The following is a 17,733-nucleotide window of genomic DNA, read 5'->3' as shown; positions in this document are numbered from 1 at the left end:
AAATTTTTTTTAATTTCAAGATATGTAAAAGTGTTCTAGTTTGAGAATGTCTACTGATGGGTACTTACGTATTTACTTATCTTTAAGAGCACCCCACTAATGACCCTCTTATGGAACAATAGGTGGTGGCGTCACAGCTTCCTCTTCAAGAATATTTAACCCTCCAACTACTTCATATCCCGACCCAATGGATACAAGCAAGTCTCCTGTAATGGCCAGTTTTTGTTGTGGGATTAGTTTTAATAAGTCGGTTTCGCCCAATTGTTTTGAAACCGAAACAGCTTCTAACATTTGTCCAATTGTTCTTATCCAAACCCCCGTTAAGATTTGTTCCTCACCTAATGTGTTTTCATCTTTTCTTAACTGTAAAAGTTCGGATAATGCAACCAGTTCAATAATTTGCCCAACTACTTGAATCCAAAGTCCTAATACAACCTTTTTTTCAAGAGCATCAATTTTTTTGCTTTTATCATCAAAATATCCATTTTTGTTTTGGTTTTGATTATGCAGTTAGTCCACCTCTAGAGTTAAATTATTCATTATTTTATGAAAGGCAAAAGGATGTGTGTTATTTTTAATCGAAACTTCCTTCTGCAATGCTCATGAAGTATAAAATGAAACAAAAAAACCACTAAATCACTGGAATTAGCGGCTTTTGAATCAGGAATTTCATTAAAAACAGAAGTATTAGAGCTTCTGACAAAATATTGTTTGTCTACCTTCCTTCTCATCTTCTTCAAAAAAGTGTATCTTCCAATCGTTAAATACTGTTTGCAACTCTTTTGGCTTTAGTTTATATTGGTCAGATACTCCCTGATTACTGCTTTCTTGTGACTGATAGAAGGTTTCCATGAAAAAATAACCTTTCTTTTTTATAAGAGTCTTCACTAACGGGAAAAGCGAACGATCTAGGTAATAGGTCATTACAACTAAATCAAAAGACCATTTATGCCAATGCTTTTTTCCCAGTTCCGTAAGATCATATATCTTTGGATTGATTGCAAGTCTATAAATTAGAGCCTGTTCCTTAATAAATTGAATGGCAACATCAGAAATATCAACAGCTTCAACCTCATAATTCATTTGTGCAAGAAATAGACTGTTGCCCCCAATACCACATGCAAGATCAAGCGCCTTTCCTCCTGTTAGAAAGTCGGACAGTTTTTTTAACCTGGGATTTGATTCAAGCTTTATTGGTTGATTTAGGCGCTCTTTGTATTTTGAGTTCCATTTAATCCTTGAATTCATTTCTCTACTCCATCTCTATATCCTTTTTTCCATAAATCATAAATAACCTCTTTAAAGAGATCATTCAAACCTGTCTTTTTTTGTTTCTTTAACCATTCCACTTGGTCTATCGGCAGTTTTAATTTCAAACTAATTTCTTCATCTGGCATTTCCACTTTTCTTATATCCTCAAGTGTAATGCCTTCTTCGAGATTAAAGGACCATGAATCATTTTCATTTAACCGTTTGAGATCGCTGTACTCCTCTATGTCATCCAGTTCGCAGAATAAATTTAGTTGTGGCAAGCCATCAGAAAAGGTTTTAACTTGCATAATTGATTGTATAACTCTACCAGTCTCTAATCCTACCTCAATTATAAGATTCTCTTCTTTTTTGTACTTTTTTACAACAACCTCACTCACAATTAGATCTAACTCTAATGTGAAGGCAGAATTCGTTTCAATAATGTATATTGCACTTTTAAAAAAGTGAATGCTCGTACCATCAATTTTGACTGATTTTACAATTACCATACTCGCTCCTCCATAAAGCTGCTTCATCTGAATATTAAACTTTTATATTGATTTATAAATGATATTATCACTAAATTATACTTTTGTGAAAAATTAATTCAAATATAAAAATAGTCAGGCGAAAGCCCATAATGACTAGGACATTCACCCTCCTAAATGGATTTTGAATATAATGTATGAACCATTAGGAGGTGATTATAATCAATAAACTATATAAGGATTCCCCCCTATCCCGAAACCAACTCCACCAATGGGAAAGAACTGCTTTAGCCAAATTTGAAGAGAAAATGAAAGATAAAGACCAGCCGTTTCCATGTATTCCTGCAACAATAGGCTTCTTAACAAATCAAATACGTTACGGGTTTGCTGGTGACCCAAGGTATGCTAGTACACTTAAAGAGGTTGCCCAGTTGTTAAGTGAGTACACAGAAACATCTAAAGAATATGGCAAATTTACCTCTCTTATCATTTTTTATGAAACGCCAAAGGAGTTAAGGGAAACGTATAGCGTAGAAATGTTTGAACAATTATTTTGGGACCATTTGAACTGCTTAACTGACATAGATGAAAAGGATTGGCCCAACCATATTCCGCAAAATCCCCATAATCCTATTTGGGAGTTCTGTTTCAACGGGGAACAGTACTTTATGTATTGCGCAACACCTTCACATATAAATAGAAAAAGCAGACATTTTGATTATTTTATGTTAGCTATTACACCCAGATGGGTGTTGCAAGAGTTCAATAAAAATATATCTTTTGCTAATAATATAAAATCTCAGGTTCGAAAAAGATTGGAAAATTATGATTCTATCGGTATTCATCCTGATCTGAATAGCTATGGGCTGGAGGATAATTTTGAATGGAAACAATATTTCTTACGGGACGATGACACTTCCTTATCAAAATGTCCGTTTCATCAATTTTTGAACAATCATTTAGAATAACCTAAACAATTTGAAAAAGCGTAAGATTATTCTTGCGCTTTAGTTATTTAAAAGTGTTATGAGTTTATCTGCATTAATAATAGTAGCAAACTCTTTATTTAATGCTGCCAATTCAATTTCTTGTATCTCTTCTGCCGAATGTTTAACTCCGTTGTGATCTGTAATTTCAAAAGCAGCAATAGCGTCTTCAATCAAATAAGTATCGAATCCTAAGTTTCCACTCATTCGGGTCGTTGTTGAAACACAATGTTGCGTAGAAAGTCCTGTAATGACAATTGATTTTATTTGTTGATCATGTAAAAAAGTTTCTAATTGTGTCCCAATAAATGCACTATTAACATTTTTTTGAAATACTTTTTCTCCGGCTATTGGTCGAATCTTTGTTTTAAACTGCGTTCCACTTTTGTTCTTATAATGAAGAGGGGAGCCAGGCAACAGGGATAAATGTTGTGAATAAATCACTGGCCATTTCCTTTTCCGCCACTCTGTAAGCAACTTAAGAATATTATCTTCCGCATGCATATTATTACGTTTTCCCCAATAAGGATGATCAAATCCTACTTGAACGTCCAAAACTAGAAGCGCTGCTGGATTTAAAAAGGTTTTCATGAAGTATCTCCTTAAATAAATTCATAAACAAATTTAACTTATGTAAGATAATACCCCTATATTCATTTAAGGAAGTTTTATAACACAAAAAATAGCAAGTGCTTTGTAAACACCTACTATTTTTCCTTATAGCTATTTATTTGTTTGTTTACCTTCTGCATCACGCTCTACTTGCATTTTTGTTACAGGTAAATATCCTTGCTCTTTTAATAAGTTGTTTTGGATATCATCTGACATCAAATAATCAAGGAATGCTTTTGCAAGATCAGTTGCTTCACCTTTTGTATAAGAATGTTGGTATGCCCAAACTGGAAACTTACCAGATTGAACATTCTCAGCTGTGGGTTCTACACCATCAATAGCAAGAGGTGTTACAGAATCATCAGTAAAGTATGAGAAAGCTAGGTAGCCAATAGCACCATCAGTCTCATTAATAATCTTTTTAACAGTGTTTGAAGAATCTTCAGTGATTCCTTCAGCTGGTGTTGCACCATCAAGAGCAAACTTATTGAATACTGCACGAGTACCAGAAGAATCTGGACGGTTTACAAGTACGATTTTTTGGTCTTTTCCGCCTAGCTCTTTCCAATTTGTAATTTTACCAGTGAATACTTTAATTAAATCTTCTTTCTTAATATCCTTAATTCCAACCTTAGGGTTAACAGCTGCAGTCATTCCAACTACTGCTACTTTATGGTCAACAAGCTGGTCTGCTGGAATGCCTTCTTTTTCTTCAGCGAATACGTCTGAGTTACCAATTTGAACAGAGCCTTCAGCTACTTGGGATAAACCTGTTCCTGAACCGCCAGCATTTACTTGAACATCTACCTTTGGGTTTTCTGCCATAAATTCTTCAGCCGCCGCAGCAACTAATGGTTGCATTGCAGATGAACCGGAAATAACTAATGAACCAGATAGTTCTTTCTTTTCTTCTGTTTTTGGTGTTTCTTTTTCTGTGTTTCCTGCTGTTTTGTCTGTAGTAGTTCCGCCTCCACAAGCAGCCATGATTACCATTAATGCTGCAAATAATGTAAGAAGGCTAAGTTTCTTCAAGTTTTTCATGTACCTTGTTTCCCCCTAAAGAGTTAATTTTAATTTCCCTTACATTTATAACTATAGGACGAAAGTATTAACTCTGTTTAAACGGAGAGTAAAGGTTGTGTAAATTAATGTTATGAAAATATTAAGTTAGATTTTATGCAAATCGGTAATATATCAGTAAAAATGTTGCAAGAACAAATATGAAGTTTAAAAATACAAAGATAAACTGATCTGTTTTAGTTTTATGCATTTTAATTGGTGGGTTATAGAAAGAAACACCCTCAATAATGAAGATAATTAGTACAATATGAATCATAAAATGACCGATGACTTCAGTCATTCCGAACAGCATCGTAGTTGAAATAAAAATGCCTGTTACCACAAAACCTAACACTCGATTTAAAATTCCGACAACAAGTAAATAACCTACGACAAATTCGATAAATGCTGCCATTACAACAAATAAACCAGGTTCAAACCCAAATGTTGGTACATGATGATGTGTGACAATATCTAGTGCCATACTTGGATAAACCCACTTTTCAACGGCCACCCAGCTAAGCGATAAACCCGTTCCTAGGTAAAGAAAAGGGAATCCTACTTTCTCTAATCTTGTATTTCCTACTAATAACACTCCGATAATTGCTACATAAAACCCATAATCAAGCATATAGAAAATTCCATGATGGATAGTAACATAAACAAACAATCCTAATAAAATGGATGCCCCCATTTTTGTAGCAATATGATGTGGAATTAATAAAAAACCAATTGTAACCCATGCTAATACTGTTACAAAAGTATTGCTGACATGGAATTCAGGAGCAAATAATGTACCGTTAATCATTTGAATCATTAATGCTACGGCTGTTCCATATTTTAAAATATATCGTGAATACTTCCTTAAACCAGTAAGACGATCCTCTATTTTCTTTACTGGACCCCATTCAGCCATTTTTGGAATGATAATCGTTAATGACGCTAAAACTACTGCTGCGACTAATGCTAAAAATATAAACTCTGACGATAATATATGTTCAATAGACTCCTTATGCGGAGCAACATTTGTGAACCACTTCACATGCGCTTGTGCAAAAAAAGGTGTCATAACCAATCCTATTATTAAAAATATTTGAAATATCTTTTTCATTTGTAGTCCCCCTATTTATATAAACAATATGATTATAGTGTTAATATACAGGATAAATTAGTCACCTAACCGTTCTGGTTTTGAACGTTTTGTGAATAATTTCACAAGAAAGATGCGTAAAAAAGGACAGTGACCCAATTTCACTGTCCCATTAATATTAAAATTTAGTTTGATAGTTATCAATTTCCCATGTATGAACAGCTGTACGATAGCTATCCCATTCTGCTTTTTTCATTAAAACATACTCATTATAAACGTGTTGACCTAATGTATTTGAAGCAATTTCTCCAGATTCTAGCTCTTTCAAAGCCTCAGCTAAGCTACCTGGAAGGTTATCGATGCCTCGGAATGCTCTTTCTTCCTCACTCATATGGAAGATATCTTCATTAATTGGAGCTGGTGCTTCTAGTCCTTTTTCAATTCCATCCAAGCCAGCGGAAGCAATTACCGCAAACGTTAAGTAAGGATTCGCTGATGGATCTGGACAACGTAATTCTACACGTGTCGCAAGACCTTTCTTAGCTGGAATTCGAATCAAAGCTGAACGATTTGATGCAGACCAGGCAATATAACATGGTGCTTCATAACCAGGCACTAAGCGCTTATAAGAGTTTACTAGTGGGTTTGTTACTGCCGTAAAACTTTTTACATTTTCTAAAACACCAGCAATAAACTGGTATGCTTTTTCCGATAATTGAAGCTCATCTGAAGAGTCAAAGAATGCATTTTCACTTCCTTCAAAGAAAGACATATTTACATGCATTCCAGATCCATTGATTCCAAACACTGGCTTTGGCATAAATGTAGCATGTAATCCAAATTTCTTCGCAATTGTCTTTACAACCCATTTATATGTAGTGGCAAGGTCTGCTGCCGTAAGTACATCTGCATATTTAAAGTTAATTTCATGCTGCCCCTCCGCTACTTCGTGGTGAGATGCCTCAATGGTAAAGCCCATTGCTTTTAGCGCACGGTAAATTTCTAAACGGACGCGTTCGCCCAGATCATGTGGTGAAGGTTCGAAATAACCTGCTCTATCACTGATTTCTTGAGTTGCATAACCCTTTTCGTCAGTTTTAAAAAGAAAAAACTCTAATTCAGGGCCAACTGAAATGGAATAACCATGATTAGCTGCACGATCTACCGTTTTCTTTAAAACGTTTCTTGTATCACCATCAAAAGGTGTTCCGTCTGGATTGTTAACAGAACATAAGAATCGACCCTCAGCATAACCCGCTTCCACTGTCCAAGGTAGAACAGCAAATGTGGCTAGATCTGGTTGAAGATAAAGGTCTGACTTATTAATAGGTGAAAAACCTTTAATTGAGGACCCATCAAACATCATTTTACCTTCGACTACATCCTCTAATTGCTCACTTGTAACTGTAATGTGCTTCAGAACACCTTCGATATCGACGAATTGCAAATGTAATAGTTCAACACTTTTTTCTTTAATCGTTTCTTTAATTTGTTCTAATGTTGCTGCATCTACAGGTACTTTTGAAATAAGTGTTTCAGTCACGTTACATTACCTCTCATTTTCATGTAAGTTTTTATGACATCATTAATTAATACTATGATTATAGTTAAAAAAAGATAGTTTGACAATCTTTTTTAAGTATATTTTTTGAATATTTATACCATTATTCAAGTAAGCGTTTACATTCGCAAGTATATAGTAAAGGTCTTTTATCAAATTTCACACCCAACATATACTCATTTATACGTATAAATATTCATTATTATTTAGTCTAAAATAAATATGGAGGATTTTTTATGCTAAACTATCAATATTACAAACTACATAATTATGCTAGTGAGGGTGAAATATCATGAAAAAACGAATAGCATTATCTTGGAGTGGCGGGAAGGATTGTTGTATGGCCTTGGATACGCTTATAAAAATAGGATACGAGGTCGCATGCCTTGTTACAACCGTTCCCAAAGAACTTGGTCGAACATTTGGCCATGGTGAGCGAACAGAAATGATAAAATTACAAGGAGCAGCTCTTTCTATACCTGTTCACTTTATCCAATGCTCCTACGATACTTATACAGATCAATTTGTTAAAGCTCTCTCAAACTTGAAGAAACAATATAAAATTACAGGTATTGCATATGGAGATTTATATTTAGAGGCACATCGTAATTGGGGCGAAAAAGTTGCTGACGATGCAGGTGTGGAATCATTTTATCCCCTATGGTCCCAAAAGGAAGAGGCACTTAAACTGCTGAGAAATTTTGTCCAATCTGGCTATAAAGCAGTTGTTGTTCGTGTGAGAGAGAATGTACTAGATGAGACTTGGCTTGGCAGATGCCTTGATGAATCGTTCCTTCATGATGTAAATAGGACTACTATTTGTCCAATGGGAGAGTCAGGTGAATACCATACCTTCGTATATGATGGTCCCCTATTTTCGAAAGGGATTCAATTATTGCCTGGTGAAATCATACAACTTGAAACCACAAAAAAATTAGAATTTATGAGTTACCAACTTGTTGACTAAGGATAGAAAGCTTGAGATATAAAACGTCATCAAATACCTAGGTCATAGAGCCCCTATTCACTCCATATTTCTAGAAGCAAATATAGGATTATTACAAATAAAAAAAAACGCCGGTTGGCGCTTTCTACTTGTATTTCGGACCAGATTGATTCTGGTCTTTACCATTTTTCCCTTTATCTAATTCCTGTTTACTAATTTTACTTTTCCATTGTTCATAGGTAATTCTAGAATAACCCTCATCGTTTAAATATTGGATATAATCTTTGCCATAAGGATAGATCAATCACATCACCTCCAGTGCTTACTAATAAATGTATGCGCTTACATATAAAGAAAACACTGTGTTTACTAAATATTTCTTTATATCCAATATTAAATCCTTTACGTCAATTTCCTTCTTTTTTCGATTATTTCTCCAAAAAATTAACATACTTTTCATATCGTTCTAATATATTGAAAAAGAAAAAGATGAAGGGTGGAGACTCAAAATTGGAGACCAATTCGCAAGTATTATTCAACGGCAAGATATATGTAATTCTTTATAAGTATACGTCAGGTTATTGCGAGATTAAGGAAGTAGGAAGCATACATAATATTAAATTGGTTCATTTAGCAGAATTAAAAAAACTAGACTAAATAATAGTACTAGAAAAGGCATTTTCCCTTTTTCACATCTGAATTCTCTTGCATTAGAAAAATTTCTCAATAGAAGTCCGTATCCATAATAAAAAGCCCTAAACTAGGGCTCTTTATATTATGAAGACGATTTCTATTTCACATTATATTATTTAACAATAAGATTACTTTATCAATTTCTTCCTTGGTCGAATTCCTGCCTAAACTAAACCGAATAGCTCCCATCCCAACCTCTTCAGGAACATTCATCTCCTTCAATACAGGCGAGAGTTCTATGCTTCCAGCATGACACGCTGATCCAGTTGATGCCGCAAGAGTAGGAATAGACTCTAATAGTTCTTGGCCAATTTTATTTACAAAACTAACATTCAAGGTATTCGGCAGGCGTTCCAAGGGATGTCCATTCAGCACAACCTGTTCCCCGAACTCCCCTTTTAGTCTCCTCCAAAAATAATCGGTCAAATCTTTGATTCTATGATTACTTACTTCTTTAGAAGTGATTTCACATGCCTTGCCTAGTCCCACTGCTAATAAAGTATTTTCGGTGCCTGCACGAAGTCCAAACTCATGCCCCGCTCCGTGTATTAGAGGTTCAAGTTGGATTCCATCTCTTATATATAGTGCGCCAATTCCTTTCGGTGCATATAGTTTATGACCAGCGATCGTTAGCATGTCTACTTTTAAATCATTCACTTGGACAGGTACTTTTCCAACAGATTGAGAAGCATCTGTATGAAAGGCAATTCCATGTCTTTCCGCTATTTCCCCAATCTCCTTTATCGGCTCTAATGTACCTACTTCATTATTGGAGTGCATAATTGTAATCAAAATTGTTTCTTTTGTAATCGCCTTTTCGATTTCTTTCGGTGATACTCTCCCAAACTGGTCAACGTCTACGTAAGTTATCCTTGCCCCTACTTGTTCAAGGAACTTACAAGGACTTACGATAGCTGGGTGTTCGATTTTTGAAGTAATGATATGGTTGCCTTTATGCTTATTTTTAAAATAAAAACCTTTTAAAGCAAGGTTATTTGCCTCACTTCCACCACTTGTAAAAATGATTTCCTCTGGAGAACAAGCAATTAATTCAGCCACCTGTTCTCTTGCTTTATGTAATAATTCCTTAACTGGTTTTCCTGACCAATGTAAGGCCGAAGGATTCCCATAGTAATCCAGTAACAACGGTTGCATCACTCTTACTACCTCAGGAGCCAAAGGGGTACTAGCATTGTAATCCATATAAATCTTTTCCATAAAGCCCACATCCCTTCTAAGGATCATTTCTCCTATGTTTCTCTAATTCTACCACAAGTTTTAGCCGTATTTTCCTTTCATTTGTCTTCAATTCATTTTTATCCGGAAGTTAATAACCCACCAATTAATACATAAAAAAGAGCCTTATAAATGCAGTTTTGCAAATATTTGGCTCTTTATATCTTGACTTGTTAAAGTGCTGGAGCATCCATTCCCATGTGAGTCCATTCTTCTCTTGCAGGCCCATAAATACCAGGAACCTTCAATCCTGCCTGGCGCATTAGGACCGTCATTTGACCACGGTGATGAATGATGTGCTTGATGAGCAATGAAAGTGTTACTGCTTTTGGCATCGTCATACCAAACACATTAACCATTTCCTCTAGGGAACCATCCACCCATTGCTGTTTCACTGCGTCAATTGTATTAGCACTGATCTTTCGAAATGTTTCTGCAATCTCATTCGCTGAGGAAGGAACGGTTCCTGAATTTCCAACCGGTTCCACCTTGATTCCGAACTCGATTAGCATTCCAGGAGTACTTGTAACAATGTGCCAGGCAATTCGTCCTAAGGTACGGTCTTCCGATGAAACCTGTTGTTGAAGAGAATTGTCGGTTAAAGCATCCAATACTTTTTGAGTAGATCCTGCTTCATGATTCCATTCTTGGATAAATTCAGCTATTGAAGTATACATTTTGTTCTTCCTCCGTTTTTAAGTTCCTTAGGATTCAAATGATCTGACAGGACATAATTAAGATATAAAACTACACCATTTATAACCATAAGTACAAATTTCACTTTTTTATTCTTGCCTATTTGAGCTCTACTTAATATTAAATTTCTAACTTTTCCAATTCAATAATCTTTTTCAGATAACCATATCCCTTTTGCCCAAGTATGTCGATTTCATTATTGGTTGCTAGAAGAATTTGATCCCTACACTTTGATATTCTTTGAATCATTGGGTGGATTGTTAGGCTTGATAGATTTACAAAATCATATAAATCGTTTAAGCAAGCAGGTAATTTATAGCCTTTATTGCTGCTCGCAATTAAAAGACCACTATCACGGAGTTTAGACACCACCGATGAGCGAAAGTTATGAGGATTTAGTTTTAAGTCCCTTATGGCATTTAAATTATCTAAAATTTCTTCCGTATACACATATTCATCAGGATTTTCCTTTAAATTAAATAAAAGAAACTTAAGAAAGTCAATTCGAAGCTTTTCTTCCTCTTCCTCGTTTTTTCGATGCTTTTCAATATATTGATAGGTTAAATTTACCGAATGTTGGATGATAACGTCATTGTATCTAGAGTCCTGATGTGTTGATTTAGTATCCTGAAGAAAGTCTTTATAATCGAGAGGTAATAGATTAATTGCTGCTATTCTTTTTTTTATGATTTTGAAAAATGAACGATACTGGTCATATTGGTGGGTAAGATCATAGCCTTTTGCCAAGGTTCCAGCAATTAAATCTGCCAACAGAAGAAGAATATTCGATTTACTATTGTTGAAACCAAATGTCGAATGATTAAATAAATCCGGTATACTCTTCGTTCTTATATAATTTTTAAATTCTCGTAAGAATAATTTTTCATCTCGGTCGTCTGCCACCAGATCAAGCTGTTCAAATGTTATGTTCAGGTCCCTATAGACCATTTTATTAACATATTTTAAGTATGAAGTTTTAGACATGATGCCGCTGTCTTCTCTTATTTTACGCTTATCAATTACATAGGCGTATATACTAAAAGGTAAATCCTTAATTTCATTCAAAATTTGCATTCTTTGAGTAAGGTCATTGTCGAAACTTCTAGAAGTTAGATCCTCAGTTTGAACATAGGCTTGTCTTATCCTATCCATTTCTTGCTCTAAACTAGCTTTATTAGAATCTTTTACAAGAATGGCAACAATAATAAAGTGGGTTGAAACATCGCTTTTATCAAAATCAAAACGATAATCCCCAAATTCATCTAAAAATCCATATTGAATCTCGTCCAAGTTCTCCCACCTCACAAATTTTTACTTTTATATACAAATTCAACATAATCTACTTTAACCCTCTAAAAAATGATATTTTATCTGTAATAGGATTTGGTGCCTGTCCCCCATCACTTTAAAGGATTAACGTTATGTGATTCTATAAAAAAAGAACTTCCTTCATGGAAGTTCTACTCTCGTATAAACCAAACCTTTGATATTAAATTGTTCTCTATTTCATAAATGGCCATTAAGCTTGTACTTTCTCCTGTAAGCCCGCTGGTTGCAATTTCCCAATCTATTACTTTGTTGCCGACAATGGAACGATTTTTTATATCCGCGAAATTCTTCTTTTTGAATGTTTCTGTATACCTTTCAATCAATTCTTGTTTTCCACTCAAAGTTATAGTGTTATCCGGAAATGTGTAAACCGTAATATTTTCTGCATACGTACTTGCAAACCCTTCAATATCCTGTTTGTTGTAGTATTCAATTTGTTGTTGAACAACCTGTTCAATCGTCATAAGCTTCCACTCCATTACTTTTTATTGATTTAATATTAAAAGTGTGAGTGTCGATTGTAAACCTTTTCACTCTAGAATGGTATCTCAGTATCGATTATGAAGGATAGTTTACAAGTAATTCATAAAGCATTATCCTTACCATTATTAAAAACTTTCTTCTACATGCTTGTACTTTTAGCACAGAATGGGAAAAATATAGGCAAATGATTAAAAGGGGCGTTTAAATGTGAAAGAAAGCAAAAATGAGGCAGTTGAAGCAAATCAACAAATGGATCAATTATTTTATGACTTTGGGTCTAGGAGCTACGCTTCAGAGGGTTCTGAGGAAGATATGGTAAATAACGAAATCCAGGAACAGTTCTATGGAAATGATAAAGCAGATAACTCTCTTCCGTTTCATGTAGACATAAACAATCCACCAATCAAAAAGTAAACAGAACAGAATAATAAAGGGCAAGGTTTTACCGTGCCCTTATTAACTTTTCATTATTCCTTTAATCCTCTGCAACTTTCACTAGCTGTTTTCCAATGTTATCCCCTCGGAAAAGTCCTAAAAAGGCTTCAACTGTATTTTCAAAGCCTTCAACAATGTTCTCGCGGTATTGAATCTTACCTTCTTTTACCCATTGTGATAACTGAATTAATCCTTCCCTATTATGGTCTGCATAATCAGATACAATAAAGCCTTTCATCAATGAACTAGTTGTCAGTAATTGTCCCGCTACTCTTGGTCCTATCTCCGGCTTTTCTAAATTATACTGCGAAATTTGTCCGCAAATGGCTGTCCGAGACTGAAAATTAATCAATGTCATAACTGCATCGCTTACTCTACCTCCAACATTATCGAAATAAACATCGACTCCTGAAGGACAAGCTTCCTTCAATGCTTTGCGGAGATTTTCTTCTGTTTTATAGTTAATAGCAGCATCGAAGCCTAATTCTTCTTTTAAAAATTTACATTTATCATCTGCTCCTGCAATTCCTACAACACGGCAGCCATTTAACTTCGCAATTTGGCCAACAATTGTTCCAACTGCTCCCGATGCACCTGAAACAACAACTGTTTCCCCTTCCTTCGGCTGTCCAATGAACATTAAACCAAAATAGGCAGTTAACCCAGGCATTCCTAGAACATGGAGGGCCGTGGTAATCGGTGCTAATTCAGGATTAACCTTACGGATGGTACTACCATCTGACACATTGTATTCAGCCCACTCAAGACGCCCTTCCACAAATTGCCCCTCTTGAAACCTTGGATTTTTAGATACAACGATTTCTCCAACCATGCCTCCAATAAATGGTTCTCCCACCTCATAAGGTTTCGCGTAGGATTTTGCATCCGACATTCTTCCCCGCATATAAGGATCAACTGATAGATAATGAGTACGGATGAGTACCTCTCCCTCACTAATTTCTGGAATTTCGCACTCAATTAATTCGAAATTGCTTGCATCTGGCATTCCCTTCGGCCGACTAGCTAATAATATTTTTCGATTGATATTCTTGCTCATCCAACCACTCCATTCATTAAAATACATCATGTAACTGCCGCTGGTTGCTTTGTTTACAAGTTCGATTTTGAACTCTTATTTCCCTGCTTTATTTTTTCGTGAGTTAATTTTTTCAAACTAAGTTATACTCTTACCTAAAGCCTTCTTTTAAGTGATTGAAGATCGATGTGTTATACTGTGCTTATACTTTGGGTAACCACTTAGAATACATTTTAGGAGAGAGTTTATGAATTACAAGTTAGTCATCTTAGATATTGACGGAACCATCCTTCCTCATGGAAAAACAAAACTGAGTCATGCGACAAAGGATGCGATCCAACTGTTGAGGGAAAAAAAGATACCGGTTATCATCGCTACGGGGAGAGCACCCTATTTTTCAGAGTCCGTAATTCAAGAAACCGGAGTAGAATCTATGGTCTTTTTTAATGGATCATTTGCTTATCATGAAGGGAAAGAAATATACAAGAGCGCTATTGATAAACACATATTAGAGAAAGTACATCTATTATCAAATGATTTTCAGCATCCACTCACTTTCTTAAGCGGCTCAAGCTTTAAGTCCACAAATCTAAGCCACCCATACGTGATTGAAGCGTATCAACATGACCCATGGAAGCCAGAGCTTGCACCTGCTCAATTTTGGACAGATGAAGACATATATCAATTGTTCCTACATTGCGATTTGGAGGAGGAGCTCCATTATCAAACCAATGTACCAGAGTTAGATTTCAGAAGATGGAGCTCAGGCGCTAGAACCTGTGACGTTAATTTGTCCAACTCAAACAAAGCTGTAGGTATAACTAAACTATTAGAAAAGCTTGGCATAGCACCTGACGAAGCCGTTGCATTTGGAGATGGTCTAAATGATATTGAAATGCTTTCCTTAGTAGGAATGGGTGTAGCTATGGGGTCTGGTCGCGATGAATTGAAAAAAGTGGCCAATATGGTTACACTCTCAGCCGAAGAAGACGGTGTACGATATGGTCTAGAAAGACTTGGATTAATCTAAGCACCTTTGCCTTAGATAATTATTAATTAAAAGGGAGATTACCTGAAACAAGGTAATCTCCCTTTTTTTAGCTTTACATAAAAAAGGGAAAAAGATGCAAGTATATAAATTATAGTTATTTAAGTGGTTGGGAGGTTAGGTTGTGCAATTGATTAATTCCTTAAAAATACCGCTAATTTTAACCTTTTTAGCTGTAATCGTATTAAACAATGGTGACCAAAGTAAAGTAGTACAAGCATTTTCAAATCAAGTCTTACAGCGAGGGGCTGTGGGAGAAGATGTAATTGAATTGCAATCACGACTTACATATAATGGATTTTATAAAAGTAAGATAGATGGTGTGTTTGGTTGGGATACATACTGGGCAGTCAGGAATTTTCAAGACAAATTTGGACTCCCTGTTGATGGAGTGGTAGGGACCAAAACGAAAGAAATGCTGGTGAGATCGTCAAAATATGAACAAAAAGGAAATTCAGTTAATAGCTCAAATGTCCCAAACGGTTATTCACAAAATGAAATTCAATTAATGGCAAACGCGGTTTACGGGGAATCACGTGGAGAACCATATGAAGGACAAGTCGCTGTAGCCGCCGTTATCCTTAATAGGGTCCAAAGTGTATCTTTCCCTAATACAGTCGCAGGGGTCATATATGAACCCGGAGCCTTCACAGCTGTTGCGGATGGACAAATAAATTTAACACCAAATGAAACAGCAAAAAAGGCTGTTCTTGATGCTATAAATGGATGGGATCCAAGTGGAGGAGCTCTTTATTATTTTAACCCCGCTACTGCGACAAGCAGCTGGATCTGGAGTCGACCCCAGATCAAAAAAATTGGGAAACACATATTTTGCAAATAAATATAGCTGTCATATACAACGAATCCATTCATTGTATATGACAGCTTTTTATTATAAATTGGAATTAGTAATGACTTATCATATACTTTTAATTACTAATAAATATCATGTTATTAAACTCTAGAAAGGAAAATTATTTATGGCTATCCAATACGAAGTAATTTCTAATGATAATATTAATTGTCTTAAGGATCTTGTAAATGAATTAATGGCTTATCAAAAATCAAAAGCAACGCTACACCCAGAACTTTTTGATAACATGAATTTTGAAACTAGAATGATCCCTTCTGTAAAAAGTGCCAAATATAATTACATAGTAGTAGCAAAGGATAATGATGAAATTGTGGGATATGTGTATAGCAACATTTCGTCTAAGGAAACCTATTCAAATGATTTTGCTACCTTTTTTGACCTTGCTTCTGTAAAAAATGAAGATGTCGGTTGTCTTTCTCAGTTTTATATAAAGGAAGGTTATCGTAGCCTGGGCGTTGGTTCTGTCTTATTCGAAAAATCGAAAGAATGGTTACGTTCATTTCCGTCAATTGATGACTTGTTTATTTTTGTATCAAACGGGAACGATGAAGCCTTAAAGTTCTATCAAGGTAAAGGTTTCAAAATAAGTCACCAAATACTCGGTGGATTTATTACTGTTTTAAAAAACACTTAATAAACAATATCAATAGCTTGTAAAATCCGTCCCTATGGACTTCATTCTACAAGCTTTTTTGTTTTTACTATACATTTTAGGACCTAACAATATGATTACAATTGCTATTAGATAGCTAGCAGGTAAATAGGATATGCTAGACTATTGTGTTTTTTCCCATTCAGCGATTTCCTTCCGAACTCGAGGCGCTACCTCTTTACCCAACAGCTCGATAGCTCTCATGACCTCGTCATGAGGCATGGTACCTACAGGAACATGAAGGAAAAACCGTGTGATTCCAACATTCTTTCGAAGGTGGATGATTTTTTGAGCAACTGTTTCTGAATCACCAACGTACAACGCCCCTTCAAAGCTTCTTGCTGCATCAAAGCTTGATTGGTCGTAATGTCCCCATCCCCGCTCCCTACCTAGTACATTCATAGCTTGCTGGGTAGATGGGAAAAATTTATCTGCTGCTAGTTGAGTTGTTTCAGCGATAAAACCATGTGAATGTGAGGCAACAGAAAGTTTCGATAAATCGTGCCCCGCTTGTACTGCAGCTCTCTTATAAAGTTTAACCAATGGAGCAAATCGAACTGGACTGCCTCCAATAATCGCTAATACAAGTGGTAAGCCGAGAACACCTGCTCGAATAACTGATTCCGTGTTTCCACCACTGCCAATCCATACTGGGAGGGGGTCTTGAACAGGTCTTGGATACACGCCCAGGTTATTAATGGCTGGCCGATGTCTCCCTTCCCAAGTTACTTTCTCTGACTCGCGTAATTTCAATAAGAGGTCTACTTTCTCCTCGAATAATTCATCATAATCCCTTAGATTGTAACCAAACAGTGGAAATGATTCAATGAAGGAACCTCTGCCCGCCATGATTTCTGCTCGTCCATTTGAAATGGCATCAAGTGTAGCAAAATCCTGAAATACACGTACCGGATCTGCAGAAGAAAGTACCGTAACGGCACTTGTTAATCGGATCCGCTTCGTTTGTGATGCTGCAGCAGCCAGAACAACTGCAGGAGAAGAAGCTGCATAATCCTTTCGATGATGCTCCCCGACGCCAAACACATCCAATCCAATTTGGTCGGCGAGAACAATTTCTTCAACTACTTCACGTATTCTCTGTGCATGACTTATTACTTCTCCGGTCTGAACGTCCGGTGTGGTTTCTACAAAGGTACTAATTCCTATCTCCAAAGTTCATTCCTCCTATTTTACACTTCTGCTCATTGAGACTATGTAAGTATATACCATTTCGAGTAATATTTTTATTTTTTAGCAC

Annotated in this window: 21 protein-coding genes; 7 read left to right on the top strand and 14 right to left on the bottom strand. The window is 35.8% G+C overall.

The genetic code is table 11. The features are described 5' to 3' along the window. Positions 1–108 precede the first annotated feature (108 nt). From QE429_RS12995 to QE429_RS12985, 3 genes are all read right to left on the bottom strand, one after another. Positions 109–291, bottom strand: coding sequence for a hypothetical protein (locus QE429_RS12995; protein ID WP_307287460.1), 183 nt, complete (start codon positions 289–291; stop codon positions 109–111). Between the two features lie 396 nt (positions 292–687). Then, complete coding sequence (locus QE429_RS12990; RefSeq protein ID WP_307287459.1) at positions 688–1,248, bottom strand: class I SAM-dependent methyltransferase; 561 nt, start codon at positions 1,246–1,248, stop codon at positions 688–690. Further along, positions 1,245–1,760, bottom strand: a complete 516-nt coding sequence (locus tag QE429_RS12985) for a hypothetical protein (protein WP_307287458.1) — start codon at positions 1,758–1,760, stop codon at positions 1,245–1,247. The genes QE429_RS12990 and QE429_RS12985 overlap by 4 nt, the downstream gene beginning before the upstream one ends. A gap of 287 nt (positions 1,761–2,047) precedes the next feature. Between QE429_RS12985 and QE429_RS12980 the strand changes: the two genes are divergently transcribed. Beyond that, positions 2,048–2,707, top strand: a complete 660-nt coding sequence (locus QE429_RS12980) for a YqcI/YcgG family protein (RefSeq protein WP_307287457.1) — start codon at positions 2,048–2,050, stop codon at positions 2,705–2,707. 39 nt (positions 2,708–2,746) lie between these two features. On the opposite strand, the gene QE429_RS12975 is transcribed toward QE429_RS12980, so the two are convergent. The 4 genes from QE429_RS12975 to glnA form a co-directional block, all read right to left on the bottom strand. Beyond that, on the bottom strand, positions 2,747–3,316 hold the full coding sequence (locus tag QE429_RS12975) for a cysteine hydrolase family protein (RefSeq protein ID WP_307287455.1): 570 nt from the start codon (positions 3,314–3,316) through the stop codon (positions 2,747–2,749). Between the two features lie 132 nt (positions 3,317–3,448). Further along, entirely contained in the window at positions 3,449–4,378 is a 930-nt protein-coding gene (locus QE429_RS12970) for a phosphate ABC transporter substrate-binding protein (RefSeq protein WP_307287453.1), read from the bottom strand. A gap of 133 nt (positions 4,379–4,511) precedes the next feature. After that, positions 4,512–5,507 carry a hypothetical protein gene (locus QE429_RS12965; protein WP_307287452.1) on the bottom strand — a complete coding sequence of 332 codons (996 nt, stop codon included), beginning with the start codon at positions 5,505–5,507 and terminating at the stop codon, positions 4,512–4,514. Positions 5,508–5,664: 157 nt separating this feature from the next. Next, complete coding sequence (gene glnA, locus QE429_RS12960) at positions 5,665–7,029, bottom strand: type I glutamate--ammonia ligase (RefSeq protein WP_307287451.1); 1,365 nt, start codon at positions 7,027–7,029, stop codon at positions 5,665–5,667. Positions 7,030–7,339: 310 nt separating this feature from the next. On the opposite strand from glnA, the gene QE429_RS12955 reads away from it, so the two are divergent. Continuing rightward, a complete protein-coding gene (locus tag QE429_RS12955; protein WP_307287450.1) occupies positions 7,340–8,014 on the top strand; it encodes a Dph6-related ATP pyrophosphatase in 675 nt (224 codons plus the stop codon). A gap of 124 nt (positions 8,015–8,138) precedes the next feature. Here QE429_RS12955 and QE429_RS12950 read toward each other — a convergent pair whose 3' ends face one another. Continuing rightward, on the bottom strand, positions 8,139–8,297 hold the full coding sequence (locus tag QE429_RS12950) for a hypothetical protein (protein ID WP_307287449.1): 159 nt from the start codon (positions 8,295–8,297) through the stop codon (positions 8,139–8,141). A 206-nt stretch (positions 8,298–8,503) separates the two neighbouring features. On the opposite strand from QE429_RS12950, the gene QE429_RS12945 reads away from it, so the two are divergent. After that, entirely contained in the window at positions 8,504–8,650 is a 147-nt protein-coding gene (locus QE429_RS12945; protein ID WP_307287447.1) for a hypothetical protein, read from the top strand. Between the two features lie 138 nt (positions 8,651–8,788). On the opposite strand, the gene QE429_RS12940 is transcribed toward QE429_RS12945, so the two are convergent. The 4 genes from QE429_RS12940 to QE429_RS12925 form a co-directional block, all read right to left on the bottom strand. After that, the gene (locus tag QE429_RS12940; protein ID WP_307287446.1) at positions 8,789–9,904 is read right to left on the bottom strand and encodes a cysteine desulfurase family protein; all 1,116 of its coding nucleotides are present in this window, start codon (positions 9,902–9,904) and stop codon (positions 8,789–8,791) included. Between the two features lie 191 nt (positions 9,905–10,095). Next, positions 10,096–10,599 (bottom strand): DinB family protein, encoded by a 504-nt coding sequence (locus tag QE429_RS12935; protein WP_307287444.1) that lies wholly within the window; start codon positions 10,597–10,599, stop codon positions 10,096–10,098. 139 nt (positions 10,600–10,738) lie between these two features. Continuing rightward, positions 10,739–11,908 (bottom strand): DUF3800 domain-containing protein, encoded by a 1,170-nt coding sequence (locus tag QE429_RS12930; RefSeq protein WP_307287442.1) that lies wholly within the window; start codon positions 11,906–11,908, stop codon positions 10,739–10,741. A gap of 170 nt (positions 11,909–12,078) precedes the next feature. Further along, positions 12,079–12,411, bottom strand: coding sequence for a nuclear transport factor 2 family protein (locus tag QE429_RS12925; protein ID WP_307287439.1), 333 nt, complete (start codon positions 12,409–12,411; stop codon positions 12,079–12,081). Between the two features lie 226 nt (positions 12,412–12,637). On the opposite strand from QE429_RS12925, the gene QE429_RS12920 reads away from it, so the two are divergent. Continuing rightward, positions 12,638–12,844, top strand: a complete 207-nt coding sequence (locus QE429_RS12920) for a hypothetical protein (RefSeq protein ID WP_307287437.1) — start codon at positions 12,638–12,640, stop codon at positions 12,842–12,844. 61 nt (positions 12,845–12,905) lie between these two features. Here QE429_RS12920 and QE429_RS12915 read toward each other — a convergent pair whose 3' ends face one another. After that, complete coding sequence (locus tag QE429_RS12915) at positions 12,906–13,922, bottom strand: NADP-dependent oxidoreductase (protein WP_307287436.1); 1,017 nt, start codon at positions 13,920–13,922, stop codon at positions 12,906–12,908. A 226-nt stretch (positions 13,923–14,148) separates the two neighbouring features. Here QE429_RS12915 and QE429_RS12910 point away from each other — a divergent pair, with 226 nt between their 5' ends. The 3 genes from QE429_RS12910 (at position 14,149) to QE429_RS12900 (ending at position 16,457) form a co-directional block, all read left to right on the top strand. Beyond that, the gene (locus QE429_RS12910; RefSeq protein WP_307287434.1) at positions 14,149–14,931 is read left to right on the top strand and encodes a Cof-type HAD-IIB family hydrolase; all 783 of its coding nucleotides are present in this window, start codon (positions 14,149–14,151) and stop codon (positions 14,929–14,931) included. Between the two features lie 142 nt (positions 14,932–15,073). Continuing rightward, a complete protein-coding gene (gene sleB / locus QE429_RS12905) occupies positions 15,074–15,790 on the top strand; it encodes a spore cortex-lytic enzyme (RefSeq protein WP_307287433.1) in 717 nt (238 codons plus the stop codon). Positions 15,791–15,929: 139 nt separating this feature from the next. Beyond that, positions 15,930–16,457 carry a GNAT family N-acetyltransferase gene (locus QE429_RS12900; protein WP_307287432.1) on the top strand — a complete coding sequence of 176 codons (528 nt, stop codon included), beginning with the start codon at positions 15,930–15,932 and terminating at the stop codon, positions 16,455–16,457. 141 nt (positions 16,458–16,598) lie between these two features. Here the strand turns inward: QE429_RS12900 and QE429_RS12895 are convergent, their stop codons facing one another. Next, positions 16,599–17,648 carry an LLM class flavin-dependent oxidoreductase gene (locus QE429_RS12895; RefSeq protein WP_307287431.1) on the bottom strand — a complete coding sequence of 350 codons (1,050 nt, stop codon included), beginning with the start codon at positions 17,646–17,648 and terminating at the stop codon, positions 16,599–16,601. Positions 17,649–17,733: the final 85 nt, after the last annotated feature.

The sequence above is a fragment of the Bacillus sp. SORGH_AS_0510 genome (assembly GCF_030818775.1).
In the GTDB taxonomy this organism is placed as follows: Bacteria; Bacillota; Bacilli; order Bacillales; family Cytobacillaceae; genus Neobacillus.
The sequence above is the reverse complement of the archived record's forward strand: the minus strand, read 5'-3'. Positions and strand labels throughout refer to the sequence as shown.

Coding starts and splice junctions, on each gene's coding strand:
- QE429_RS12995 (WP_307287460.1), bottom strand. CDS start 291: ATGTTAGAAGCTGTTTCGGTTTCAAAACAATTGGGCGAAACCGACTTA.
- QE429_RS12990 (WP_307287459.1), bottom strand. CDS start 1,248: ATGAATTCAAGGATTAAATGGAACTCAAAATACAAAGAGCGCCTAAAT.
- QE429_RS12985 (WP_307287458.1), bottom strand. CDS start 1,760: ATGGTAATTGTAAAATCAGTCAAAATTGATGGTACGAGCATTCACTTT.
- QE429_RS12980 (WP_307287457.1), top strand. CDS start 2,048: ATGAAAGATAAAGACCAGCCGTTTCCATGTATTCCTGCAACAATAGGC.
- QE429_RS12975 (WP_307287455.1), bottom strand. CDS start 3,316: ATGAAAACCTTTTTAAATCCAGCAGCGCTTCTAGTTTTGGACGTTCAA.
- QE429_RS12970 (WP_307287453.1), bottom strand. CDS start 4,378: ATGAAAAACTTGAAGAAACTTAGCCTTCTTACATTATTTGCAGCATTA.
- QE429_RS12965 (WP_307287452.1), bottom strand. CDS start 5,507: ATGAAAAAGATATTTCAAATATTTTTAATAATAGGATTGGTTATGACA.
- QE429_RS12955 (WP_307287450.1), top strand. CDS start 7,340: ATGAAAAAACGAATAGCATTATCTTGGAGTGGCGGGAAGGATTGTTGT.
- QE429_RS12940 (WP_307287446.1), bottom strand. CDS start 9,904: ATGGAAAAGATTTATATGGATTACAATGCTAGTACCCCTTTGGCTCCT.
- QE429_RS12935 (WP_307287444.1), bottom strand. CDS start 10,599: ATGTATACTTCAATAGCTGAATTTATCCAAGAATGGAATCATGAAGCA.
- QE429_RS12925 (WP_307287439.1), bottom strand. CDS start 12,411: ATGACGATTGAACAGGTTGTTCAACAACAAATTGAATACTACAACAAA.
- QE429_RS12915 (WP_307287436.1), bottom strand. CDS start 13,922: ATGAGCAAGAATATCAATCGAAAAATATTATTAGCTAGTCGGCCGAAG.
- QE429_RS12910 (WP_307287434.1), top strand. CDS start 14,149: ATGAATTACAAGTTAGTCATCTTAGATATTGACGGAACCATCCTTCCT.
- QE429_RS12900 (WP_307287432.1), top strand. CDS start 15,930: ATGGCTATCCAATACGAAGTAATTTCTAATGATAATATTAATTGTCTT.